This window comes from Nonomuraea sp. PA05, assembly GCF_008086045.1.
GTDB lineage: Bacteria > Actinomycetota > Actinomycetes > Streptosporangiales > Streptosporangiaceae > Nonomuraea > Nonomuraea monospora.
Map to the genome: position 1 here is coordinate 37,927 of NZ_VSEY01000018.1, position 24,006 is coordinate 61,932.

Genomic DNA, 24,006 nt, shown 5'->3' on the forward strand with positions numbered 1-24,006 from the left:
TTCGCATCCGTACCTTGAAGTCCATCTGCCCCACCTGCATAGTGGACGGACCACAGGCGCACCCAGTCGTGGCGGGCAACCTCGGGGGGCGGTAGCAAGGTCACGACTGCCCGGGCGCACCCCCCACGCGCGGAATTGGACATTGAAGGATGAGCTCGCCCCCGCCTCTTCGCACCAAGCTGCTCAGGATCCTCCTGCTTCCGCTGGTCTCCATGGTGGCCCTCTGGGGGTTCATCGCCTACTCCAGCGTGGATGAGATCTCCACCGTCTCCCAGATCCAGAACCGATGGCAGTCCATCGGCGCACCGGTGCTCCAGCTCATCGTGGAGTTGCAGAAGGAGCGGCAGCTCTCGGCCGAGGCGCCGAGCGGCACCGCGACGTACCGGCCGCTGATCGAACAGCGCAAGGCCACCGACGAGCAGGTCAAGCGGCTGCGGGAGATCATCGCGACGCTCGACGTGGCGGCGGTCAACGAGACGCCGGCCCAGGTGCAGACGATGGTGCAGGCCCTCGACGGGCTGCAGTCGCTGCGCGCCTCCGCCGACGGCGGCGTGCTGGCGCCCGCCCTGACGATCGTCGAGGCGTACAACAACCTGATCGCCTCGGCCAACCAGCAGTTCACCGACCGCGACGCGATGAGCGACGCCTCGGTCTACCAGTCGGTACGCGGCATGACGGCCTACAGCACCTCGGCCGAGTACCTGTGGCGGGAGCACGCCGTGCTCACCACCACGCTGGTGCAACGCAACATGACCCCCACCGACCGCGCGGCGTTCGTCTCCGCCATGACCGCCCGCCGGCTCGTCATGGCCAACGCGGAACGCGACGCCAGCCCCGAGCTGCGCGCCGCCTACGAGCAGCTCGTGGCCAGCACCCCCTACAAGCGGGTGACGGCGGTCGAGGACGAGCTGTTCTCCTACGACACCGGCGGTCCGCCCCCGGTGTCGGTCACCGAGTGGCGCGACGACGCCGAGGCCGTGCTCGCCCAGATCAACCGCGACACCCAGATCGAGCTGGCCCGCGCCGCGGCCTCGGGCGAGTCGCAGAAGAACGGCGCGTACTGGCGGATCGGGATCGTGCTGCTGCTCGGCCTGGCCATGGTGATCCTTTCGGTGTGGCTGTCGTACCGGTTCGGCCAGTCGCTCATCGCCGAGCTGCGGCGGCTGCAGGGCTCGGCGGTGGAGCTGGCCGAGCAGCGGCTGCCCCGGCTGGTCGAACGGCTGCGCCGCGGCGACGACGTGGACCCGGCCACCGAGGCCCCCGGCCTCGACAGGGCCGAGACCGCCGAGGTGGACCGCGTCGTGCACGCCTTCTCCGCCGTACGCCGCACCGCGGTCGAGGCCGCCGTCGGCCAGGCCGCCCTGCGCAAGGGCGTCGGCCAGGTCTTCCTCAACCTGGCCCGGCGCAACCAGGCGCTGCTGCACCGCCAGCTCGCGCTGCTGGACACCATGGAGCGGCGGGTGGACGAGCCCGAGGTCCTGGAGGACCTGTTCAAGCTCGACCACCTGACCACCCGCATGCGGCGGCACGCCGAGAACCTGATCATCCTGTCCGGCTCCTCCCCCGCGCGCCGCTGGCGCGACCCGGTGCCGCTGTTCGACGTGGTCCGCGCGGCGGTGCTGGAGGTCGAGGACTACACCCGCGTGACCGTCGCGCCGATGCCGAACTCACCGCTGCTCGTCGGCGCCGCGGTCACCGACGTGATCCACCTGATCGCCGAGCTGGTGGAGAACGCCACCGTATTCTCCCCGCCCAACACCACCGTGCAGGTGCGCGGCGTGACGGCGGCCAACGGGATGGCGCTGGAGGTCGAGGACCGCGGTCTCGGCCTGAACGACGCCACCCTGCACGAGCTGAACGCCCGGCTGGCCGACGTGCCCGAGTTCGACCTGGCCGACAGCGACCGGCTCGGGCTGTTCGTGGTGGCGCGGCTCGCGGCGCGGCACGGGATCAAGATCGTGATGCGGCGGTCGCCGTACGACGGGACCACCGCGATCGTGCTGCTGCCCGCCAGTCTGCTCGCCGACAGCGAGCAACTCGCCCTCACCGCGGGACCGGCCGCCACGTCGAGCGCCGGGCACGACTCCGTGAACGGACGTGCGACCCGGCCCGTACGCGGCACCTGGTTCGAGCCCGACCCCGCGCAGAACAGGACCGATCCCGTGCCGGATCCCTCGGCCTCCGCGCCCCTGTCCGTGCCCCCGTCTGTGCCCCCGTCCGTGCCCCCGTCCGTGCCCCCGTCCGGGCCCCTGTCCGTGCCCGAGCCGTTCCTGCCGGAGAGCGACCCGGCGCCGCTGTCCGGGGCGACGTTCCCGCCCGGGAGCGAGCACCCCGACCTCGAAGCGCTCATGTTCGGGGACGACCACGCCCGCGCGGCCGTTCCCCCCAAGACCTCCGGCCCGCCCGCGGGCTGGAGCGTCACCGTGCCGCCCCAGGAGGCGGACGAGGATCTCGACGGGCTGCCGATGCGGATCCCGCAGGCCAGCCTCGCCCCCCAGTTGCGCGTGGACGCGCGGCCGGAGCGGCGCGGCGGCGGCGGACGCTCGCCCGAAGAGCTCGCACAGCTCATGTCGTCCATGCAACGCGGCTGGCAGGAAGGTCGCCAGCAGGCCAAGCAGGAGCCCGACATGTGGAATCGAAAGGACGACCAACCCGATGCCTGACCCCAGAAGCGAACTGAGCTGGCTGCTCGACGACCTCATCCAGCGCGTGCCCGGCATCCGGCACGCCATCGTGCTGTCCGCCGACGGGCTCTCCATGGGCAACTCCCACGGCCTGACCCGGGAGGACGCCGAGCACCTGTCCGCCATCTCCGCCGGCAGCCACAGCCTCGCCCTGGGGGCGGGACGGCACTTCGGGATGGGCGGCGTCCGGCAGACGATCATCGAGTTGGAGGAGGGCTTCCTCTTCGTCACCGCCGCCGGGCAGGGGGCACGGCTGGCCGTGCTGGCCACGGCCGACGCCGAGCTGGGCATGGTCACGTACGAGATGGCGCTGATGGTCAAGCGGGTCGGCGAGCACCTGTCCGCGCATCCGAGGGGAGCGGCACCGGCACCCGCCTGGAACGGCGCGAGACCGTGACAGGGGAGGATCCCGGGCCGCTGATCCGGCTCTACGGACTGACCGGGGGCCGGGCGCGTCCGCAGGGTGAGTCGTTCGACCTGGTGGCCATCGTCGTCACGGCCGGCGACTTCCCCCCGCCCGCCGGCCTGCTCCCCGAGCATCGCGCCGTGCTCTCGCTGTGCCGCAGGCCCACCCCGGTGGCGGACGTCGCGGCGCACCTCAGGCTGCCGATCAACATCACCCGCGTGATCCTCGGCGATCTGCGGCGCGACGGCCTGATCAACATCGAGCGCCCGCGCCCCGTCGCGCAGACGATCGACGAACGCATCTACAGGGAAGTGCTGGATGGGCTACGCAGTCTCTGAGCCGGGCACGACCAGGGCTCCCTCGGCCCTGGCCATCAAGATCCTGATCGCGGGCGGCTTCGGTGTCGGCAAGACGACCATGGTCGGCACGATCAGCGAGATCAGGCCGCTGCACACCGAGGAACTGCTGAGCGACCGCGGCATCGGCGTGGACGACACCTCGGGCGTGGAGTCCAAGACCACCACCACCGTGGCGCTGGACTTCGGCCGCATCACCATCCGCGACGGGCTGTGGCTGTACCTGTTCGGGACACCGGGGCAGGACCGCTTCTGGTTCATGTGGGACGAGCTGGCCCTGGGCGCGCTCGGGGCCGTCGTGCTCGCCGACACGCGCCGGCTGCAGGACTGCTTCCCGGCGGTGGACTACTTCGAGCAGCGCGGGATCCCGTTCGTGGTGGGGGTGAACTGCTTCGACGGGGCCCGCCGGTACGAGCCGGGCAAGGTGCGGCGGGCGCTCGGGCTGAGTGATCACATTCCGGTCGTGATGTGCGACGTGCGGCGGCGCGCGTCGGTCAAGGAGGTGCTCACGACGCTCGTCACGTACGCGGTCAAGGGGGCGTAAGGTCCTTCCGGGGCTTTTCCGGCTGCCTTTCCCGCGTCTTCTCCTGTGGCGTCAGGGCGGCTTCGCGCAGCGCCCGTGCCAAGCAGGCGGCGGCCTCGGGCATCGGGCCCGGCATCCTGGCCAGCAGGAGGCGGCGCTGCTCCTGCGGCCCGCCGCGTACCGGCAGGACGCGCACGCCCGGCGGCACGGCGGCCGCCAGCATGGCGGGCACGGTGGTGAGCCCGCAGCCGGCGGCCACGAGCGCGAGCTTGGCCAGCCAGTCGCGAGCCGAGTGCGCGATCTCCGGCCGCTCGTCCAGCCCCGGCCAGGCGCCCATGCCCGTGCTGTCGCCCGTTCCCCCGGCGGCGGCCGAACCCGGACCGGCGATCCAGCGCTGCCCGTGCAGGTCGGCGACGTCGATGTCCGTGCCGCGCGCGAGAGGATGGCCCGCCGGGACGGCCACGCACAGCCCGCGTTCTGTGAGGGTCTGGATCTCCAGCGCCGGCGTCTCCGCGTCGGGCGGCCGGAACGGCGGGACCGAGGCGATGAGCGCGAGATCGAGCGCGCCCGCCCGCAACGCCCGGACCAGCACCGGCGTGCGCCCCTCCCGGGAGTTGACCGTGATGGCGGGGTGCGTGGCGCGCAGCGCGGCCAGCGCCCGGGGCACCAGATCGGCGCCCGCGCTGGCGAACCAGCCGAGGCGCACCATCCCCGGCTCACCGGGCAGCCCGGCCAGCTCGCGCGCCCCCGCGTCCACCTGATCGACGACGGCGGCGGCGCGGCGCAGCACGATCCGCCCCGCCGCGGTGAGGCGGACGCCGTCGTGCCGCCGCTCCAGCAGGGACGCCCCCGCCGCCCGTTCGAGCGAGGCGATCTGGCGGGAGACGGCCGACTGGGTGTAGCCGAGCGCGGTGGCGGCGGCGGTGAGCGTGCCGCGCTCGGCCACCTCGCGGAAGACCCGCAGCGCGGTGAGGGAGGCGTCGGTGAAGGCCATGACATTCACGCATACCATAGATGACAGATTCTCGTTGGACGCATACCCGTCCGCGTTCCTAGCCTGGCTGCCATGACGAACGCACCTCGCGTCGCCCTCGTGACGGGCGCGACTCAAGGATTGGGCCTCGCGCTGGTGGAAGGCCTGGCCAGGCGGCTGGACGCCGCCGACACCGTCTACCTGACCGGCCGCGACGCCGGGCGCGTGGCCGAGGCGACGGCGAGCATGCCCCGGACGGGCGCCCGCGTACGCGGCGAGCTCCTCGACGTCGCCGACCCCGGCGCCGCCGCCCGCCTGGCCGAGGCGATCAAGGAGCGGCACGGCGGAGTGGACCTCGTGTTCGGCAACGCCGTGATGCGGGTGGGCCCCGATGACGACCCGCGTGCCGTGCTGGACGAGTACACCCAGGTGAACAACTTCGGCACCACCAGGCTGATGCGGGCCTTCACGCCGCTGCTGCGGGACGGCGGGCGGTTCGTGGTGGTGGCCAGCTCGCTCGGGACGCTGCACCACCTGGCGCCGGTGCTGCACGACCGCTTCGACGGGCTGACCTCGCTCGACGAGGTGGACAAGCAGGTCGCGGCCTGGCGCGACGCGGTCATGGACGGCAGCGCCGCCGCCGGTGCCTGGCCGGGCTTCATCAACATCCCGTCCAAGATCGCCCAGGTGGCGGCCGTGCGCGCGCTCGCCGGCGAGCGCCGCGCCGAGGACGCCCGGCGCGGCATCCTGCTCGCCGCCGCCTGCCCTGGCATGATCAACACGCCGACCTCCGGCCTGTGGTGGGACGTCTCCGGCGCCGCCTCCCCCGCCGACGCCGCCGTCCCCCTCCTGGACCTGGCGCTCGGCCCGGCGGATCCGGACCGGTACGGCCAGCTCGTCCGGTTCGGCAAGGTCCTGCCCTGGAAGCCCCGCGGGTGAGCAAGGCCCTGCTCCGGCGGCCCCGCGCGTGAACAGCGTCCTGCTCCGGCAGCCCCGCGCGTGAGACCCGGTGCCTGCCGTCCGCGCAGCTCAGCGCCGTTTGCCGCCGGGTGGCCAGGGTAGTCGGAGCTCGTCACATCGGCGGCCCGAGCCACCACCAACCCCTTCGGCGACCCCCCACGCCCGCAGCAAGCCTTCGAGGGAGGGTCGTGAGGAGGGGCCTTGATCGAGATCCACGGGGTGTGCGAGCCCAAGTTCGACGCGGTCCGGGAGGCGTTCGCGCGTAACTTCCACGAGGGCCGGGAGCAGGGCGCCTCGGTGACCGTCTACCAGCGCGGCCGGGCCGTCGTCGACCTGTGGGGCGGGCAGGCGGGCCAGGACGCCGCCTGGCGGCAGGACACGATCACGCTCCTCGCCTCCGCCACCAAGGGACTGGTGGCGGCGGCCACGATGCTGCTGGTCGATCGCGGACAGCTCCACCTCGACACGCCGATCGCGGAGTACTGGCCGGAGTTCGCGGCGGGCGGCAAGGCGGACATCCCGCTGCGGTGGGTGCTCGGTCACCGGTCGGGGGTGGTGACCGTCGACCCGCCGCTGACACTGCTGGACATCGAGGGAGGCACGGCGGTGAGCGACGCCCTGGCCGCCGCCGTGCCCGCGTGGGAGCCGGGACGGGCGCACGGCTACCACTGCCTGACCATGGGCTGGCTGGTCGGCGAGGTCATCAAGCGGGTCACGGGGATGCCGGTGCAGCGCTACTTCGCCGCCGAGATCGCCGGCCCGCTCGGCCTCGACCTCCACATCGGCCTGCCCGACGCCAGGGAACGGCGACTCGCCGACCTCGTGCCGCCCACCGCGGAGCAGCTTCTCCAGGGGCGCGCCAACCCCGAGCTCGCCGGGCTCAACCGGGCCATCTGCGACCCCGCGTCCCTCTTCCACCGCTCCACCTTCGGCAGCGTCGCCCTGGCGGGCAACCCCCTCGCCGCCGCCAGCGTGCCGCAGGCCGAGATCCCGTCCTGCTGCGGGGCGGGCAACGCCTCAGGGCTGGCCCGCATGTACGCCGCGCTCGTCGGCGAGGTGGACGGCATCCGCCTGCTGCGCCCCGAGACGGCCGACCGGGCGCGGACCGTGGAGGCCAGCGGGATGGACCTGGTGCTGCGGTGCCGGACGGCGTACGGGCGGGGGTTCATGCTGCCTGGCGGGCCGATGTGGCCGGGCGACTGTTCTCCCACCGCGTTCGGGCATCCGGGAGTGACCGGGGTGTTCGCCTATGCCGATCCGGATCATGAGCTGGGGTTCGCGTACGTGCCCAACAGGATGACGGAGCTCATCGAGGGCGGGGACGATCGGGTCAGGCACCTCGTCGAGGCCACCCACCGCTCCGCCTGCGCCTGAGCGCACGATCAGCGGCACACGGCGCGTGTTCAAGGCGGTGCGGCCTCGCGTCATGACTAGGGCGTGTCCCGCGATCTTTGTTGGCGGTTTGGTGTAGATCATCCGTGTGGATGATGAACGGCTGAAGCGTCATGATCTGACGGATGAGGAGTGGGCGCGGCTGGCGCCGCTGTTGCCGGCGCAAAACGTGCATGGTGCCAGGTGGAGCGATCACCGGACGGTGATTAACGGGGTGTTCTTCCGGACCCGAGCGAGCTGCGCCTGGCGGGACCTGCCGCCGTGTTACGGCAAGTGGAAGACGGTGCACAACCGGCATCGCCGCTGGTCACTGGACGGGACGTGGGAACAGATCCTGGACGGGCTGCGCGCCGGGTGCGACGAAGCAGAGGGCCAGGACTGGACGGTCAGCGCCGATTCCACGATCGTGCGGGCGCACCAACATGCGGCCGGGGCGCGTCGAGCCCCGGCCGTCGACATCACTCAAAAGGGGCCGGTAAAGATCACGAGCGGGTGACGAAAAGCGGTCGGGAAGCGCTCGGACGGTCCCGGGGCGGCCTGACCACGAAGATCCATCTGGTCGCCGACCGGCGGTGCCGTCCGATCGCCCGGCTCACCTCGCCTGGCCAGCACGCCGACTGCCCGAAGTTCCTCGCGCTGATGGAGTCCATCCGCATCCGCCGCCGCGGCGTGGGCCGCCCTCGCAAGAGGCCAGCCCGTGCCCTGGCCGACAAGGCCTATTCCTCCCGCGCCAACCGGCGCTACCTGCGGCGACGCGGCATTAAGGCCGTCATTCCGGTCAAGAAGGACCAGGCCGCCCACCGCGTCAACCGCGGCTCCAAAGGCGGCCGGCCACCGGTCTTCGACCGCGATGCCTACAAGGAACGCAACACCGTCGAGCGCTGCGTCAACAAGCTGCGTCAGCACCGTGCCGTCGCTACCCGCTACGACAAGCGAGAACGCATCTACCAGGGCACCATCGACGTCGCTTCGATCCGCATCTGGCTCCGCCATCCCGTCACATGATCACGGGCTACTGTCTCGCTAGGGGAGGCGGGCCAGCAGGTGGGCGTCGAGGAAGCCCCGTTCGGAGGCAGGGTCGTGGAGCAGCCGGGCGAACGGGACGAGCCCGGCCCCGGCCAGCAACTCGGCGAACCGGTCCACCGGCCAGCTATAGGCGGGCGTCACCTTGTGGTCGAAGCGGACCGGCTCCGATCCGTCGGTCGCGAAGAACGAGACCAGGAGCATGCCCCCTGGCGCCAGGACACGCACCTGCTCGGCGAGCAGCGCGGGCAATTCCCCAGGAGGGGTGTGGATCATCGAGTAGTGGGCCAGCACCCCGCCGAGCGCGCCGTCCTCGACCGGCAGGGCCTCCATCCGCGCCTCGTCAAACTGCAGCGCCGGATGGGCCCGCCGGGCGTAGTCGACCATGCCCGGGGAGAGGTCGAGCCCGAAAGCGTCCAGCCCCAGGTCGTGCAGCATGGCCGTCAGATGTCCAGGCCCGCACCCGACGTCGGCTGCCCGCAGATTCCCCGTCTCGCGTACCAGCTCGGCGAAGGTACCGATCATGTTCCGCGAGAAGGGCTGCGTCTCCAACCGATTAGCGAACATCGACGCATACAGCTCGACGACCCCTTCGTAGGCCGCCCTGGTCTGGTCCTGGTGCTCCATCATGGGAAGGGAAGCTAGCACCCGCGCACGTCCGCAGCTCCTCCGAGCCCGTGCCGACCCCCGCACCTGAGACCGACCGTCCCGTCACATGATCACGGGACAGGCCCTAACACGTCACGCAATAAGGCGGGCAGGCGCAGGCGCGCGGGCGAGCAGGCGGGCGGCCTTGTCAGGCGCGCGCTCAGGTGGTCAGAGGTACGGGCCGCTGCCCGGGCCGCCGGTCGGTGGGCGGGCGCCGGGGAGGTCCGGGCGGGACTGCTGGAGGGTGAGGCCGACCCGGATGCCCTGGAAGACGCCTTCCAGCCACCCCACGAGCTGGCTCTGCGCGATCCGGATCTCGGACTGGGTGAGGGTCCCGGAGGAGGCGGACGGCAGCAGCCGCTCCAGCTCCTCCCGCAGCTCAGGAGCCACGGAGTCGCCGATCTCCTCGACGACCCTGGCGTGGATGTGCTGCAACTGGTCGCGGGCGTGCTCGTCCAGCGTCATGCCGCGCGCCTCGTCGAGCAGCGACCGGGCCATGGTGCTGACGCGCAGCAGCCGTGCGGGTTCCTTGACCCGCCCGATCTCGGCCTCCACGGCCGATTCCGCCGACGGACCGGCGGGGCCGTCGGGTGAGGGCGGGCCGGTGGATGGGCGCGGGCCGGGGCCCGGAGGTACGTCCGGCTGGTGCGGTCCGGGTGCTGGTGTCATCTCGACGTCCTAAGCGGTCGCGGATCGCTCGAAAGCGCGGTCATGACGCCCTCCTGCCCGCATTCGCGCTGCTCACGCCCCCGCCACGCGATCAAGGCGGCAGCGGCAGCTCGTCCAGGACCTTGGCGGCCAGGTCGCGGGCGGGCTGTTCGTAGGCGCCGGCGAGGGCACGGGTGACCTGCTCGGCCCGGATGGCGGGCCAGTCGGGCGGCAGGTGTTCGGCGGGCAGGTGCGGGTCCTGGCGGACGAGTTGCAGCCAGTCGGTGTGCAGCAGAAGCTGGCGCGCCAGGTCGTCGGGGAGGGCGGCCTGGGGGTCCGGGGTGTCCCAGCGGTCGAGGAAGGCGCGGTAGCGGGCGGCGATCTGCCCGGTGTCGAAGGCCTTGCGGACGAGGTCGGCCGACTCGGTCGGCTCGGCGGCGCGGGCGGTGAGGACGGTGACGTGGTCGTGCAGCCCGAGGCCGGCGACGATGGCGCGGACGTCCTTGACACCGGGAGCGATCCACATCCCGCTCTGCAGCAGCCCGAATCCCGCCCAGATGAGCTGGGAGCGCAGATCGTGGCGGGTGGCGCGGCGGTCGTCTGGCAGGGAGAAGCCGACCATGGTCCAGGCGCCGTCCCAGTCGCGGTTGACGGCGCCGGTCTCCCACATGCGCCGCCGCCCGTCCTCCAGGACGGCCGTGGCGTGCGGGGTGAGCCCGAAGTAGGTCTTGCGCCCCGAACGGTGCCGGGCCAGCAGCCCGCGTTTGGCCATGCGGGTGAGCGTGGAGCGCACGGCCTCCTCGGTCACGCCGAGCCGGGCGAACACGTCGATGACGCTGCCGGAGTACACGGCGACGTCGCGGCCCAGCGCGTAGACGCCGAGGAAGCTGAACATCAGCGACTGTGGGCGCGTGGACGGGGCGTGAGGCAGGTCGTCTCCCTCGCGGAAAGTCACAAGCCGAGGGTAGACGGATTCGACTTATTGGGCAAAACTTTGACGCAAGTCGCAAGTTTGCCCCACGTTCGAAGCGCGACACGAGGTGACGTGTATGGATTTGTCAGGAAAAGTGGCTGTGGTCACGGGTGCCGGTCGCGGTCTCGGCCGCGCCTACGCCGAGGCGCTGGCAGCAGCGGGTGCGGCCGTGGTGGTCAACGACGTGGACGCCGCGACAGCCGAGGAGGCGGCCGGGACGATCAGGAAGGCGGGCGGCCGGGCCGTCGCCGCGCCGGGCGCGGTCGGCGGCACGGAGGTGGCCGAACGCCTGGTGGCCACGGCGGTGGCGGAGTTCGGCCGGCTGGACGTCATGGTGACCAACGCCGGCGTGCTGCGCGACCGGGTGTTGTGGAAGATGACCGACGACGACTTCGACACGGTCATCGACGTGCACCTGCGCGGCACGTTCAGCTGCGCCAGAGCCGCCGCCGTACGGATGCGCGAGCAGGGCGAGGGCGGCAGGCTGATCCTCATCTCCTCCCCCGCCGGGCAGCGCGGCAACTTCGGCCAGACCAACTACGCCGCCGCCAAGGCCGGCATCGTGGCGATGGCCCGCACCTGGGCGATGGAGCTGGCCAGGGCGGGCATCACGGTGAACGCGGTGGTGCCGGTGGCCGCCACCGAGATGACCAAGACCATCCCCGCGTTCGCGCCGGTGCTGGAGGAGGCCGAGCGCACCGGCGCCCCGCTGCCCGCCTGGCTGCGCAGGGACGAGGGCATGGGCACGGTCGAGGACGTGGCCGGGCTGATCGTCTACCTCGCCTCCGGAGCATCCGGGGAGGTGACCGGGCAGGCCATCGGTGTCGGCGGCGACAAGCTCGCTCTCTGGTCGCACCCGGCCGAGAAGGCGGTCGCCTACGCCGACGGCGGCTGGAGCGCCGACGCGATCGCCGGAGCGTGGGGCGAGTTCGAGCCCGAGACCTACGGCATCCCCGCGCCCGAGGTGCCCGCGCCATGAACCTCGACGAGCTGACCGCGATCGACGTGCACACCCACGCCGAGGTCTCCAGGGACGGGCACACGTCCCTGAGCCCCGAGCTGTTCGGCGCGTCGGCGGAGTACTTCGGCGCGCACGAGCGCCCCACGATCGACCAGATGGCCGCCTACTACCGCGAGCGGAGGATGGCGGCGGTGGTGTTCACCGTGGACGCCGAGCACGCCACCGGCCATCCGCGCATCGCCAACGAGGAGATCGCCGAGAGCTGCGCCGCGCACGCCGACGTGCTGATCCCGTTCGCCAGCGTCGATCCGCACAAGGGCCGGGCGGGCGCCCGCGAGGCGCGCCGCCTGGTCACCGAGCACGGCGTCAAGGGCTTCAAGTTCCACCCCAGCATCCAGGGCTTCGACCCGAACGACCGGCTCGCCTACCCGCTGTACGAGGTGATCGAGGAGCTGGGCGCGATCGCGCTGTTCCACACCGGGCAGACCGGCATCGGCGCGGGCGTGCCGGGCGGGGCAGGGGTGCGGCTGCGGCACTCCAACCCGATGCTGGTGGACGACGTCGCCGTGGACTTCCCGCACCTGAAGATCATCCTGGCCCATCCGTCGTTCCCCTGGCAGGACGAGGCCCTGGCCGTCGCCACCCACAAGCCGTCGGTCTACATCGACCTGTCCGGCTGGTCGCCGAAGTACTTCCCGCCCCAGCTCGTCCGCTACGCCAACACCCTGCTCAAGGACAAGGTGCTGTTCGGCTCCGACTACCCGGTGATCACGCCGGACCGCTGGCTCAAGGACTTCGCCGCCCTCGACATCAAGCCCGAGGTCCGCCCCAAGATCCTCAAGGACAACGCCGCCCGCCTGCTCGGACTCAAGGAGAGTGCCACATGACCATCACCGCGAACGGCCTGGCCGAGATCAAGGCCCTGGCCGGCCAGGACCTCGGCCACACCGGCTGGCTGGAGATCGGCCAGGAGCGGGTGAACACCTTCGCCGACGCCACCGACGACCACCAGTGGATCCACGTGGACGCGGTTCGCGCCAAGGACGGCCCCTTCGGCGGCCCGATCGCGCACGGCTACCTCACGCTCGCCCTGGTCATCCCGCTCTTCAACGAGCTGCTGGAGATCCGGGGCGTCAAGATGGGCATCAACTACGGCCTGGACAAGGTGCGCTTCCCCGCCCCCGTCAAGGTCGGCGCCAGAATCCGGCTGGCCGGCCGGGTCGCCGAGGTCGAGGACGTCCCCGGCGACGGCGTCCAGACGCACATGGACTTCACCGTCGAGATCGACGGCGAGCCCAAGCCCGCCTGCGTCGCCCGCGCCATCTACCGCCACTACGCCTGACTCCCCTTCCCCGCCCCCCACGAACGGGATCACGCATGTCCAACCCTGCCCAGTTGCGCCGCGCCGTGGCCTCCAGCTTCCTCGGCAGCGTCATCGAGTACTACGACTTCCTCCTGTACGCCACCGCCTCCGCCCTGGTGTTCGGCAAGGTCTTCTTCTCCTCCTTGAGCCCGCTGGCCGCCACCGTCGCCAGCCTGGGCACGTTCGCCACCGGCTACCTGGCCCGGCCGCTCGGCGGCGTCATCTTCGGCCACTTCGGCGACCGGCTCGGCCGCAAGCGCATGCTGGTGCTGACCATGACGCTGATGGGCGTGGCCAGCACCCTCATCGGCGTGCTGCCGACGTACGAGCAGATCGGCAGCCTGGCCCCCATCGCGCTGGTGCTGCTGCGCGTGGCGCAGGGCATCGCGGTCGGCGGCGAGTGGGGCGGCGCGGTGCTCATGTCGGCCGAGCACGCGACGGGCCGCCGCGGCCTGTGGGCCAGCTTCACCAACGCCGGGGCGCCGTTCGGCATGCTGCTGTCCACGGCGGCGCTCAACGGGAGCGCCGCGATGATGGACGAGCAGGCGTTCCTGAGCTGGGGGTGGCGGATCCCGTTCCTGCTGAGCGTCGTGCTGCTGGCGATCGGCCTGTTCGTGCGGGCCAGGGTCGAGGAGACACCCGTCTTCGCGGCGGCGGCGAACACGGCGTCAGGTGGGTCGCCGCGCTCGGCGCCGCTCCTGGACGTGCTGCGCAACCACCCCAGGACGTTGCTGCTCAGCATCGGGGTCGGGCTGTCGCCGTTCGTGCTGCAGGGCACCCTCACCACGTTCCTCGTCTCGTACGGGGTGCAGGCCGGGTTCGCCCGGCAGCAGGTCCTCAACGGGCTGACCCTGTCGTCGGGGCTCGCGGTCCTCGGCATCGTCGGCTGGTCCGCGCTGTCGGACCGGGTCGGCCGCCGCCCCATCGTGCTGGCCGGCGCGGTCGCCGCCGCCGCGTACGCGTTCGCGATCTTCCCGCTGGCCGGCTCCGGCAGCGTCGCGCTGCTCACGCTGGCCCTCGTGCTCGGCCAGTCGATCATCCACCCGATGACGTACGGGCCGCTCGCCGCCCTCTACACCGAACTGTTCGCCACCCGCAGCCGCTACACCGGCGCCTCGCTCGGCTACCAGATCGCCGGGCTCGGCGCGGGGCTGGGCCCGCTGCTGTTCGCCCAGATCCAGGCCTCCTCAGGAGGCGGCGGCACCGGGCTGATCTCCGCCGTCATCGCCGGGTTCTGCCTGCTGACCGTGGTCTGCACGGTGGCGCTGCGGGAGACGAGCCGTACCGACCTGGCCGCCACCGCAGCCGCCGAGCCCAGCGTCCCCCGCTAGGAGCAACTCTCATGCGCAACGCCGGACTGGGCGGCTGGCCCGCCCGCCGCGCCCTCATGACCCCCGACCACCCGGCGTTCGTCTTCGGCGAGCGCGGCCTCACCTACGCCGGCGTGCACGAGCGCACCACCCGGCTGGCCGCCCGGCTGCGGCTCGCCGGGGTGGCGGCCGGGGACCGGGTCGCCTACCTGGGGCCCAACCATCTCGCCTTCGCCGAGACCCTGTTCGCCGCGCACGTGCTGGGGGCCGTGTTCGTCCCGCTGAACTTCCGGCTGGCGGCGCCCGAGATCGCGTACATGCTGGCCGACTCGGGGGCCACCGCGCTCGTGTACGCGCCCGAGTGCGCCGCCGTCGTCCGGGCGCTCCAGGACACGCCCGCGACCGTCGTGGCGCTCGCCGACCCGGCGCCGGGCGAGCACGCGTACGAGGACTGGCTCGCAGGGTCCAGCGGCCCGGACGGCCCGATCGACGTGCCGGTGACCCTCGACGACCCGGCCCTGATCCTCTACACCTCCGGCACCACAGGACGCCCCAAGGGCGCCGTCCTCACCCACGGCAACCTGGTCTGGAACAGCTACAACATGCTGGTCGGCGCGGACCTGCGCAGCGACGAGGTGACCCTGGTCAGCGCCCCGCTCTTCCACGTGGCCGCGCTGAACCAGACGCTGCTGCCCACGTTCCTCAAGGGCGGCCGCTCGGTCATCATGCCGTCCTGGGACGTGGACCGCTGCTACGACCTCATCGCCGAGCACCGCGTCACCTGGATGTTCGGCGTCACCACCATGTTCGCCGCGCTCGCCCGCTCGCCCCGCTGGGCGGGCGCCGACCTGTCGTCGGTGCGCACCCTGATGGCGGGCGGCGCGCCGGTTCCGCCGGCGCTGATCCGCACCTACCAGGAGCGCGGGCTGGTGTTCTGCCAGGGGTACGGCCTCACCGAGACCTCGCCCGGGGCCACGTTCCTGGAGCCGAGCCAGAGCCTGCGCAAGGCCGGGTCCGCCGGGGTGCCGGTCTTCTTCGCGAACGTGCGCGTCGTCCGCCCCGACCTCACCGACACCGCTCCCGGTGAGCCTGGCGAGGTCCTCATCCAGGGGCCGAACGTCACCCCTGGCTACTGGAACAACCCGGCGGCCACCCGGGCGGCCTTCGTGGAGGGCGGCTGGTTCCGCTCCGGCGACATCGCCACCCGGGACGCCGACGGGCACCTGCACATCGTGGACCGGGCCAAGGACATGTTCATCTCCGGCGGCGAGAACGTGTACCCGGCCGAGGTGGAGGGGGTGCTGGCGGAGCATCCGGGCGTGGCGGAGGCGGCGGTGGTCGGCGTGCCGGACGGGACCTGGGGCGAGGTCGGGCACGCGTTCGTCATCCCGCGCGCGGGCGCCGACCTCGGCGGTGAGGCACTGCGCGGCTTCCTGCTCGGGCGGCTGGCCAAGTACAAGATCCCCCGCTACTTCGAGATGGTGGACGAGCTGCCGCGCACCGGCTCAGGCAAGATCCGCAAGCCGGAGCTGCGCGCGCGGGCCGCCCGGTAGCCTCGTCCCTGCGCGTGCCGCCCTACGATGTGATCGTGACTGCGACTCCTCGACGCGCGCCCCGCCCCGCCGCTCGCGGCGCGGCCGCACCCAGCATCCGGGACGTCGCCGCCGCCGCGGGAGTGTCGTACCAGACCGTCTCGCGCGTGCTCAACGAGTCGCCGCGGGTGCGTCCTGAGACCCGCACGGCGGTGCTGGCGGCGATCGAGAGCCTGGGCTTCCGCCCCAGCCGCACGGCGCGCGCCCTGAGCCTCGGCCGCGCCCGCGGCATCACCGTGGTCACCTCCAACACCGTCCTGTACGGCTACGCGGCCACGCTGCAGGGGCTGGAGGAGGCGGCCAGGGCCGAGGGCATGGCCATGGGCATCAGGGTCGTGGAGTCGGCCGAGCCCGCCGAGGTGAAGCAGACCGTCGACTACGTGGGCGACGCCAGCGCGGGCGGGGTGGTGGTGATCGCGTTCGACCCGCTCGGCGTCGCGGTGCTGGAGGCGCTGCCCGAGCACGTCCCGGCGGTGGCAGCCGCGGAGCCCGCCGCGCCCGACCGGGGCCGCGTCGCCATCGCGCTCGACGAGCGCCGCGCCGCCGCCGACGCCACCCGGCACCTGCTCGGCCTCGGCCACCGCACCGTGCACCACGTCGCCATCCCCTCCGAGGGCGAGGGCGCCGTGCCGGGCGGGCGGCTGGCCGGGTGGCGGGACGCGCTGCGGGAGGCGGGGGCCGCGATCCCGGAGCTGATCGGGTGCGGGTGGGACATCCGGTCGGCGTACGCGGCCGGGCAGCGGCTCGCCTCCGCGCCGGACGTCACCGCCATCCTGTGCGGCAACGACGACATCGCGCAGGGGGTGCGCAGGGCGCTGTACGACGCGGGCAAGGACGTGCCGGGGGACGTGAGCATCGTCGGCTTCGACGACATCCCTGGGTCGGCGTACTGGACGCCCGCGCTGACCACGGTGCGGATGGACTTCGCGGGGCTGGGCCGGGCGTGCTTCCACGCGGCGGTGGCGGAGCTGACGGGCGGCGCGCAGCCCGAGCCCGCGCTCACCCCGCCGGCCCTCGTGCTGCGCGAGTCCACCGCGCCCCCGCCCCGCTAACGCCCGGACGTCGCCGAAAGCCCCGCCGACGCGTGAACCTCGCCGAAAGCCCCGTCGGCGCACGGACCTCGCCGAAACAGGCGTGTAACGATCCCGCAAAGAGGTCTTCCCTCCCCGGCATGTGACCGCTCACACTGAGGCGCAAGCATGTGACCGGTCACATGCCTGGCTGAGGAAAGCGAGATCTTGATGCCTGCTGACGTCGTCGAGACCGTGCGCTGGGGGCACACCGGCCTCACCGCCGTCGTGGAGATCCACCCTGACCGCCCGGTGTCGTTGCGCGAGCTGTCGGCGGGAGCGCCGCCCGCCGACCCGGCCCGCACGTCCCAGCCGCTGGTGGAGGTGCTGGTGCCGGGCGAGGGCCGGGCCAGGGCGTCCCAGCGGCTGTCGGACACGGCGGTGGGCTGCCGGCTGCGGTACACGGGCTCCGAGCAGTCGAGCGCGAACGGCTGGCACGAGCTGCGGATCCGGCTGCGGGACGAGGCGTCCGGCCTGGACGCCGAGGTGACCATGCGCTCCCCCGACGGCGTGCCGGCGGTTCAGGCGCGGGTCCGGGTGACGAACTCGGGCGAGCACCCGGTGCCGCTGCTGGCCGTCACCTCGTTCGCCGCGGCCTTTCCCACCGGGCGGGTGAGCGACCTCGACCTCCTGTACGCCGACAGCGAGTGGCTCGGCGAGAGCCGCTGGGCCAGCCGTCCGCTCGCCGATCACGTCCCCGACCTGGACCTGCGCGAGCACGGCCAGCACGGCAAGGGCACGTTCGCCCTGACCAGCCAGGGCACCTGGTCGAGCGGCCGGCACGTACCCATGGGCGGGCTGACCGACCGGAGCGCCGGCCGCACGTGGTTGTGGCAGATCGAGCACAACGGCCCGTGGCGGTGGGAGACGGGCGAGCGGCTGGACGGCGCGTACGTCGCCCTGTCCGGCCCCACCGACCTCGACCACCAGTGGAACGAGCTGCTCGCCCCCGGCGAGTCGTTCACCACCGTGCCGGTCGCGATCGCCGTCTCCGCGAAGGGCGTGGAGGACGCCGCCGCCGCGCTGACCGCCTACCGCCGCGCCCTGGTGCGCCCCCACCCCGACCGCGTCACCCTGCCGCTCGTCTTCAACGACTACATGAACACCCTGATGGGCGACCCCACCACGGCCAAGCTCCTCCCCCTGATCGACGCCGCGGCGGCGGCGGGCGCGCAGGTGTTCTGCGTGGACGCCGGCTGGTACGACGACGGCGGCGACTGGTGGGACAGCGTCGGCGAGTGGCTGCCGTCCCAGACCCGGTTCCCGCACGGCCTGGAGGAGGTCCTGGCCCGCATCGCGAGCCACGGCATGACGCCCGGCCTGTGGCTGGAGCCCGAGGTGATCGGCGTGCGCAGCCCGATGGCCGACAAGCTGCCGGACGCGGCGTTCCTCCAGCGCGGCGGCGTGCGCCTGGCCGAGCACGGCCGCCACCACCTCGACCTGCGCCACCCGGCGGCGGTGGCGCACCTGGACCAGGTGGTGGACCGGCTGGTCGAGGAGCTGGGCGTCGGCTACTTCAAGCTCGACTACAACATCAACCCGGGCGCGGGCACCGACGTGGACGCCACCAGCGTCGGCGGCGGCCTGCTCGCCCACAACCGGGCCCACCTGGCCTGGCTGGAGTCCGTCCTGGACCGCCACCCGCACCTGGTGCTGGAGAACTGCGGCTCGGGTGCGATGCGCATGGACTACGCGATGCTCTCGCGCCTGCAGTTGCAGTCCACCAGCGACCAGCAGGACTTCCTGCGCTACCCGCCGATCGCGGTCGCCGCGCCGCTGTCGATGCTGCCCGAGCAGGCCGCCAACTGGGCCTACCCGCAGCCCGGCATGACGGCCGAGGAGATCGCCTTCACGATGTGCACGGGCGTCCTGGGCCGCCTCTACCTGTCGGGCGACCTGCCGAGGATGACGCCGGAGCGGCTCGCCCTGGTCGAGGAGGGCGTCCGGCTCCACAAGAGCCTGCGCGCCGACCTGCTGCGCGCCACCCCGTGCTGGCCGCTCGGCCTGCCCGGCTGGGACGACCCGTGGCTCGCCCTCGGCCTGCGTACGGACGAGGCCACGCACCTGGCGATCTGGCGCCGTCCCGGAGCGGGCGACACGACCGTGCTGCACCTCCCCCACCTGGCCGGACGCGACCTCGCCGCCGAGATCGCCTACCCGGCGGCAGCGGACGGATGGGCCTGCTCGTGGAACCCGAGCACCGCCGAGCTGACCGTCAACGCCACCGTCCCCGCGCCCAGCGCCCGAATCCTGCACCTCCGCCCCTTCTCAAGCTAAGGAAGCCGAACCGTGAAGCTCGCACAGCGTGTCGCCGCCGCGTCGGCCCTCGTCCTGGCCGTCACGGCCTGCAGCGACCCCTCGGCGGGGCCCGCCGCGGCCCCCGCCACCGGCGGCTCGCCCGCCGCCTGGCCGTCCCCCACCGCCCGCCTGGACGGGGTGTCGCTCACCATCTGGGCCGCCCAGAACAGCAACACCGTGCCCAAGGCCGTGACCGACGCGTTCTCCCAGGCCACCGGCGCCAAGGTGGAGGTCGTCACCATCCCCGACCCGTACGAGCAGGGCGTGCAGACGAAGGTGGCCACCGGCGACAAGCCCGACCTGGCCTTCTGGCAGCCGACGGCGTCCATGCTCACCGCGCTCAACGCCCGCGCCAACCTGCAGCCGCTCGACGGCGCGCCCTGGATCGAGAGCATGTCGCCCGAGCTGCGCGACATGACGGGCCTGCTCGACAAGACCCGTTACGCGGCGCTGATCACCAGCCCGGCGGTGGAGGGCGTCTACTACAACAAGCAGCACGTCAAGGAGCCGCCGAAGAGCTTCGACGAGCTGGTCGAGACGGCCCGCGCGCTCAAGGGCAAGGGCGTCACCCCGTTCTTCGAGATGGCCGGCGACAAGTGGGCCACCCAGTGGTGGGTGCAGGTCCAGCTCGCCGACGCCGCCAAGGACGGCCTGTGGGAGCGGGTCAACACGGGCAAGGAGACGTTCGAGGACCAGACGATCCTGAACGCGATCAAGAAGTACAAGGCGCTGATCGACGAGGGGCTGTTCAACTCCGACATCAAGACCGCGACGTTCGAGGACCAGGGCGAGGCGCTGCTGTCCGGCAAGGCGGCCATGGCGGTGCAGGTGAACTCGTTCTTCGGCCAGCTCCAGGCCAAGGCCGACACGGCGGAGCTGGACGAGAAGATCGGCTTCTTCCCGATCTCGCCGTCGGGCAACGTGGGCACGTTCATCCCCGACCAGTCGAACGCGCTGGTGGCCTTCCGCACCGGGGACGCCAAGCGGGAGCAGGCCGCGCGGCAGCTGCTGGCGTACTGGATGGGGCCGGGTTACGCCGCCTTCGTGGCCGACCGCAAGACGGTGTCGCTGCGTACGGACGTGCCGACGCCGGACGGCGTGCCGCAGGCGCTGCTGGACGTGCACGCCTCGCTCGGCCAGTCGGTCGGGTCGATGCAGGCGCTGGCCGTGGCCAACCCCGACCTGTACCTGAACCTGGCGGACATGATCACCGGCAGCCTGACGCCCGAGCAGGTGGCGGCGGCCACCCAGAAGCAGTTCGCCCAGCTGGCCAAGGCCGCCGGCGCCACCGGTTTCTGACAGCGGGAGTCACCTCGTGCAGCAGACGCTCGCCCGCCCCACCGGAGCCGCCCGGCGGGCGCCCGCCCCCACCGTCGCGCGCGGCAGGACGCACCCGATGTGGTTCCTCCTGCCCGCGTTCGCGATCCTGTTCGTCTTCTTCTTCCTGCCGACCCTGTTCAACTTCGTCTACGCCTTCACCGACTGGTCCAGCTTCAAGAGCGAGATCCGCCCGGCGGGCTTCGACAACTTCGCCAACCTGCTGTCGGACGGCACGCTGTTCAGCGCGCTGCGCATCACGGTGATCTACGCCGCGCTGGTGGCGCTGTTCCAGAACCTGTTCGGCTTCGGCCTGGCCGTGCTGCTGGAGAAGGACACCTGGCTCAACCGCGCCGCCCGGCTGGCCTTCCTGATCCCCGTGCTGATGTCGGCGCTGGCCGTCGGCTACCTCTTCCAGGCCCTGCTCAAGCCGGACGGCAGCCTCAACGACCTGCTCTCGGCGCTGACCGGGCAGCAGGTGCAGATCGCCTGGCTGGGCAGCACCACGTGGACGCTCGTGCTGGCGGCGATCATCCACGCCTGGAAGTGGATGGGCCTGTCGATGCTCATCTACCTGGCGGGGCTCAAGACGATCCCCGAGGACGTGACCGAGGCCGCCCGCATCGACGGCGCCACGCCGTGGCAGGCGTTCTGGGCGGTCCGGTTCCCGCTGCTGGCGCCGGCCGTCACCTTCAACGTGGCGACGGCGCTGCTCGGCTCGATGAACGGCTTCGACATCGTGCAGGCGCTGACCGGCGGCGGCCCGGCCCGCAGCACCGAGATCCTCAACATCTTCATCTACCGCACCTTCGGCCAGGGGCTGTTCGCCCAGGCCACGGCGATGAGCCTGGTGCTGTTCCTGATGGTCGCGCTGCTGGCCTTCCCCGTCATCCGCGTGCTGCGCAGAAGGGAGGAGATCCTGTGACGGTCCCCGCCTTTGGTTCCACGACCCGCCGCCGGGCCCCGTCGCCGGTGCGGCGGGGGCTGGCCGCGCGGCTGCGCCCGTTCGCGGTCGTCGCGCTGGTCGTCCCCGTCATGGGGGTGCCGCTGTGGCTGGTCGTCGTCACGGCCGCCAAGTCGCAGGGCGAGGCCCTGTCGCCGAACCTGTCGCCGCCGTCGCGCTGGCAACTGTGGGAGAACCTGGCGCAGGTCTGGCAGCAGGGCGAGGTGCCCATGGCGTTCCTCGGCAGCCTGCTGGTGGTGGCGCCGTCGGTGCTGCTGGTGCTCACGTTCGGCTCGATGGCCTCGTGGATCCTGGCCCGCCGCGCCTCGCGGCTGAACGCGGTGCTGTACGCGCTGGCGATCAGCGGGATCGTGCTGCCGCCCGCCGTGGTCACCATCGTGCTCCTGCTGCGTCAGCTCGGCCTGGCGGGCAGCCCCGCCGGCATGATCGGGGTGTACGTCGGCATCTACCTGTCCACGGTGATCTTCTTCGTGACGGGCTTCGTGCGTACGGTGCCGCTGTCGCTGGAGGAGGCGGCCCGCATGGACGGCGCGGGGCCCATGCGGGTGTTCTTCTCGGTGATCCTGCCGCTGCTGCGCCCGGTGCTGGCCACCGCGACCATCCTCATCTGCCTGTACGTGTGGAACGACGTCTTCTACGCGTTCTTCGTCGTGGGCGGGCGGCTGGACACCTTGCCGCTGAACCTGTTCCAGGTGGCCAACGCCGGGCTCTACCTCAACAACTGGCACCTGATCTTCGCCTACATCATCCTGATGAGCCTGCCGCTGCTGATCGTCTTCGCGGTCGCGCAGCGCAGGATCATCTCCGGCATCACCGGCGGCGCCGTGAAGTAGGCGCTAGGCCAGGGTGACCAGGTCGGCGTAGCCGTCGTGCCACAGGTCCTCGGCCCCGTCGGGCAGCAGCAGCACCCGATCGGGCCGCAGGGCCTCGACGGCGTCCTGGTCGTGGGTGACCATGACCATCGCCCCCTGGTACGCCTCCACCGCCGCCAGCACCTCCGCCTTGGACGCCGGGTCGAGGTTGTTGGTCGGCTCGTCGAGCAGCAGCACGTTGGCCCGGGAGCTGACCAGCCCGGCCAGCGCCAGCCGGGTCTTCTCCCCGCCCGACAGCACCCCGACCGGCTTGTCCACGTCGTCCCCGCCGAACAGGAACGAGCCGAGCACCGCGCGCGCCTCCCCGTCGGTGAGGTCGGGGGCGGCGGCGGCCAGGTGCCCGCCGACGGTGGCGGCCGGGTCGAGCGTGTCGTGCTCCTGGGCGAAGTAGCCGAGCCGCAGCCCGTGCCCCGGCACGACCCGCCCGGAGTCGGGCCGCTCGTGCCCGGCCAGCAGCCGCAGCAGCGTGGTCTTGCCCGCGCCGTTCAGCCCGAGCACCACGAGCCTGCTGCCCCGGTCGACGGCCAGGTCCACGCCGGTCAGCACGGGCAGGCCGCCGTACGACTTGGCCAGGCTGATCGCGCCGAGCGGCATGCGGCCGCTGGGGGCGGGCTCGGGCAGCCGGATGCGCGCCACCTTGTCCGTGCGGCGCGCCGGGCGGGTCCCGGCGAGCATGCGGTCGGCGCGGCGGGCCATGTCCCTGGCCCGGACGGCGGTGGACGCCCTGGACCGCATCCGGTCGGCCTGGGCGTGCAGCGCGGCGGCCTTGCGCTCGGCGGCGGCCCGCAGCCGGGCCCTGCGCCGGTCGTCGGCGTCGCGGTCGGCCAGGTAGGTGTGCCAGCCGGTGTTGTGCACCTCCAGCGCGCCGTCCTCGACGTGCCAGACCCGGTTGACCACGTCCGCGAGCAGCTCGGTGTCGTGGCTGATCAGGACGAGGCCGCCGGGATGGCCGAGCAGGAACGAGCGCAGCCACGCGACCGAGTCGCCGTCGAGGTGGTTGGTCGGCTCGTCGAGCAGCAGGACGCCCGGCTCGGCGAACAGCACCCTGGCCAGCTCGACGCGCCGCCGCTGCCCGCCGGACAGGGTGCCGAGCGGCTGGTCGAGCACCCGGTCGGGCAGGCCGAGCCCGGCGGCGACGCGGGCCGCCGCCGCCTCGGCCGCGTACCCGCCGCGGGCCTGGAACTCGGCCTCGGCGGCGGCGTACCGGCTCATCGACCGCTCGTCACCGGACTCGGCGAGCGCGAGCTCGGCGGCCCGCAGGTCGCGCAGCGCCCGGTCCAGGTCGCGCGCGGACAGGACGCGGTCGAGCACCGCGAGCCCCGGGTCGGCGGCGGACGGGTCCTGCGGCAGGTAGCCGACGGGGCCGGTGCGCACGATCTCGCCGGCGGCGGGACGCAGCCGCCCGGCCAGGGTCTTCATCAGCGTGGTCTTGCCGGCGCCGTTACGGCCGACCAGGCCGACGCGGTCGCCGGGGGCGACGTGGGCGGTGCCGCCGGACATCAGGAGATGGGCGCCGACACGCAGGTCTACGCCACGGAAGGCAATCATGACAATACGCTCCGGAACTTCTTGAGGACACACGGGTGGCGTGGAAGCTGGTGTCCTGATCAAGAAGTGCGGGGCGTGAACATGCGGCCCAGTGTAGGAGGGCGTCGCGCCGGCCTGCCACCGGA

General features: G+C 72.5%; 22 protein-coding genes. 17 read left to right on the forward strand and 5 right to left on the reverse strand.

Features of this window, described 5'->3' with window-relative positions; genetic code table 11:
• Nucleotides 1-149: 149 nt before the first annotated feature.
• From FXF51_RS27180 to FXF51_RS27195, 4 genes are read left to right on the forward strand one after another with little or no spacing between them, the layout of a single operon-like run.
• Nucleotides 150-2,663 (forward strand): nitrate- and nitrite sensing domain-containing protein, encoded by a 2,514-nt coding sequence (locus FXF51_RS27180; RefSeq protein ID WP_148437506.1) that lies wholly within the window; start codon nt 150-152, stop codon nt 2,661-2,663.
• Nucleotides 2,656-3,081, forward strand: a complete 426-nt coding sequence (locus FXF51_RS27185) for a roadblock/LC7 domain-containing protein (RefSeq protein ID WP_148437507.1) — start codon at nt 2,656-2,658, stop codon at nt 3,079-3,081. The genes FXF51_RS27180 and FXF51_RS27185 overlap by 8 nt, the downstream gene beginning before the upstream one ends.
• A complete protein-coding gene (locus FXF51_RS27190) occupies nt 3,078-3,428 on the forward strand; it encodes a DUF742 domain-containing protein (protein ID WP_222871489.1) in 351 nt (116 codons plus the stop codon). Before FXF51_RS27185 ends, FXF51_RS27190 begins: the two co-directional genes overlap by 4 nt.
• On the forward strand, nt 3,409-3,990 hold the full coding sequence (locus FXF51_RS27195; protein ID WP_148437509.1) for a GTP-binding protein: 582 nt from the start codon (nt 3,409-3,411) through the stop codon (nt 3,988-3,990). The genes FXF51_RS27190 and FXF51_RS27195 overlap by 20 nt, the downstream gene beginning before the upstream one ends.
• Here FXF51_RS27195 and FXF51_RS27200 read toward each other — a convergent pair.
• A complete protein-coding gene (locus FXF51_RS27200) occupies nt 3,977-4,963 on the reverse strand; it encodes a LysR family transcriptional regulator (protein WP_148437510.1) in 987 nt (328 codons plus the stop codon). The genes FXF51_RS27195 and FXF51_RS27200 overlap by 14 nt on opposite strands.
• A 72-nt stretch (nt 4,964-5,035) precedes the next feature.
• Between FXF51_RS27200 and FXF51_RS27205 the strand changes: the two genes are divergently transcribed.
• The 3 genes from FXF51_RS27205 to FXF51_RS27215 all read left to right on the forward strand — a co-directional run bounded on the left by FXF51_RS27205 (nt 5,036) and on the right by FXF51_RS27215 (nt 8,299).
• Nucleotides 5,036-5,881, forward strand: a complete 846-nt coding sequence (locus FXF51_RS27205; RefSeq protein WP_148437511.1) for an SDR family NAD(P)-dependent oxidoreductase — start codon at nt 5,036-5,038, stop codon at nt 5,879-5,881.
• A gap of 222 nt (nt 5,882-6,103) precedes the next feature.
• A complete protein-coding gene (locus FXF51_RS27210) occupies nt 6,104-7,276 on the forward strand; it encodes a serine hydrolase domain-containing protein (RefSeq protein WP_148437512.1) in 1,173 nt (390 codons plus the stop codon).
• A gap of 121 nt (nt 7,277-7,397) precedes the next feature.
• Nucleotides 7,398-8,299 (forward strand): IS5 family transposase gene (locus FXF51_RS27215; protein ID WP_411268384.1). Its coding sequence is split into 2 segments (ribosomal slippage): nt 7,398-7,745 and nt 7,748-8,299, totalling 900 coding nucleotides; the frame shifts between segments, so codons are not numbered across the junction.
• Nucleotides 8,300-8,317: 18 nt separating this feature from the next.
• On the opposite strand, the gene FXF51_RS27220 is transcribed toward FXF51_RS27215, so the two are convergent.
• The 3 genes from FXF51_RS27220 to FXF51_RS27230 form a co-directional block, all read right to left on the reverse strand.
• Nucleotides 8,318-8,947 (reverse strand): class I SAM-dependent methyltransferase, encoded by a 630-nt coding sequence (locus FXF51_RS27220; RefSeq protein WP_148437513.1) that lies wholly within the window; start codon nt 8,945-8,947, stop codon nt 8,318-8,320.
• Nucleotides 8,948-9,133: 186 nt separating this feature from the next.
• Nucleotides 9,134-9,520, reverse strand: a complete 387-nt coding sequence (locus FXF51_RS27225; RefSeq protein ID WP_187414593.1) for a proteasome activator — start codon at nt 9,518-9,520, stop codon at nt 9,134-9,136.
• Between the two features lie 205 nt (nt 9,521-9,725).
• Nucleotides 9,726-10,568, reverse strand: coding sequence for a PaaX family transcriptional regulator C-terminal domain-containing protein (locus FXF51_RS27230; RefSeq protein WP_262379868.1), 843 nt, complete (start codon nt 10,566-10,568; stop codon nt 9,726-9,728).
• A 112-nt stretch (nt 10,569-10,680) separates the two neighbouring features.
• On the opposite strand from FXF51_RS27230, the gene FXF51_RS27235 reads away from it, so the two are divergent.
• The 10 genes from FXF51_RS27235 to FXF51_RS27280 all read left to right on the forward strand — a co-directional run bounded on the left by FXF51_RS27235 (nt 10,681) and on the right by FXF51_RS27280 (nt 22,294).
• Nucleotides 10,681-11,565 (forward strand): SDR family oxidoreductase, encoded by an 885-nt coding sequence (locus FXF51_RS27235; protein WP_316247643.1) that lies wholly within the window; start codon nt 10,681-10,683, stop codon nt 11,563-11,565.
• Nucleotides 11,562-12,434 (forward strand): amidohydrolase family protein, encoded by an 873-nt coding sequence (locus tag FXF51_RS27240; RefSeq protein ID WP_148437516.1) that lies wholly within the window; start codon nt 11,562-11,564, stop codon nt 12,432-12,434. Before FXF51_RS27235 ends, FXF51_RS27240 begins: the two co-directional genes overlap by 4 nt.
• Complete coding sequence (locus FXF51_RS27245) at nt 12,431-12,889, forward strand: MaoC family dehydratase (protein ID WP_148437517.1); 459 nt, start codon at nt 12,431-12,433, stop codon at nt 12,887-12,889. The genes FXF51_RS27240 and FXF51_RS27245 overlap by 4 nt, the downstream gene beginning before the upstream one ends.
• Nucleotides 12,890-12,924: 35 nt before the next feature.
• On the forward strand, nt 12,925-14,241 hold the full coding sequence (locus FXF51_RS27250) for an MFS transporter (protein ID WP_148437518.1): 1,317 nt from the start codon (nt 12,925-12,927) through the stop codon (nt 14,239-14,241).
• An 11-nt stretch (nt 14,242-14,252) separates the two neighbouring features.
• Nucleotides 14,253-15,773, forward strand: coding sequence for an acyl-CoA synthetase (locus tag FXF51_RS27255; RefSeq protein WP_148437519.1), 1,521 nt, complete (start codon nt 14,253-14,255; stop codon nt 15,771-15,773).
• Nucleotides 15,774-15,808: 35 nt separating this feature from the next.
• Nucleotides 15,809-16,864: a LacI family DNA-binding transcriptional regulator gene (locus FXF51_RS27260; RefSeq protein WP_148437520.1), complete on the forward strand. Its 1,056-nt coding sequence runs from the start codon at nt 15,809-15,811 to the stop codon at nt 16,862-16,864.
• Between the two features lie 189 nt (nt 16,865-17,053).
• A complete protein-coding gene (locus FXF51_RS27265; RefSeq protein ID WP_148437521.1) occupies nt 17,054-19,159 on the forward strand; it encodes a glycoside hydrolase family 36 protein in 2,106 nt (701 codons plus the stop codon).
• Nucleotides 19,160-19,171: 12 nt separating this feature from the next.
• Nucleotides 19,172-20,479, forward strand: coding sequence for an ABC transporter substrate-binding protein (locus FXF51_RS27270; protein WP_148437522.1), 1,308 nt, complete (start codon nt 19,172-19,174; stop codon nt 20,477-20,479).
• A gap of 16 nt (nt 20,480-20,495) precedes the next feature.
• Nucleotides 20,496-21,422: a carbohydrate ABC transporter permease gene (locus tag FXF51_RS27275; protein WP_222871490.1), complete on the forward strand. Its 927-nt coding sequence runs from the start codon at nt 20,496-20,498 to the stop codon at nt 21,420-21,422.
• Nucleotides 21,419-22,294, forward strand: coding sequence for a carbohydrate ABC transporter permease (locus FXF51_RS27280; protein WP_222871491.1), 876 nt, complete (start codon nt 21,419-21,421; stop codon nt 22,292-22,294). Before FXF51_RS27275 ends, FXF51_RS27280 begins: the two co-directional genes overlap by 4 nt.
• 3 nt (nt 22,295-22,297) lie before the next feature.
• On the opposite strand, the gene FXF51_RS27285 is transcribed toward FXF51_RS27280, so the two are convergent.
• Nucleotides 22,298-23,881 carry an ABC-F family ATP-binding cassette domain-containing protein gene (locus tag FXF51_RS27285; protein WP_148437523.1) on the reverse strand — a complete coding sequence of 528 codons (1,584 nt, stop codon included), beginning with the start codon at nt 23,879-23,881 and terminating at the stop codon, nt 22,298-22,300.
• Nucleotides 23,882-24,006 lie beyond the last annotated feature (125 nt).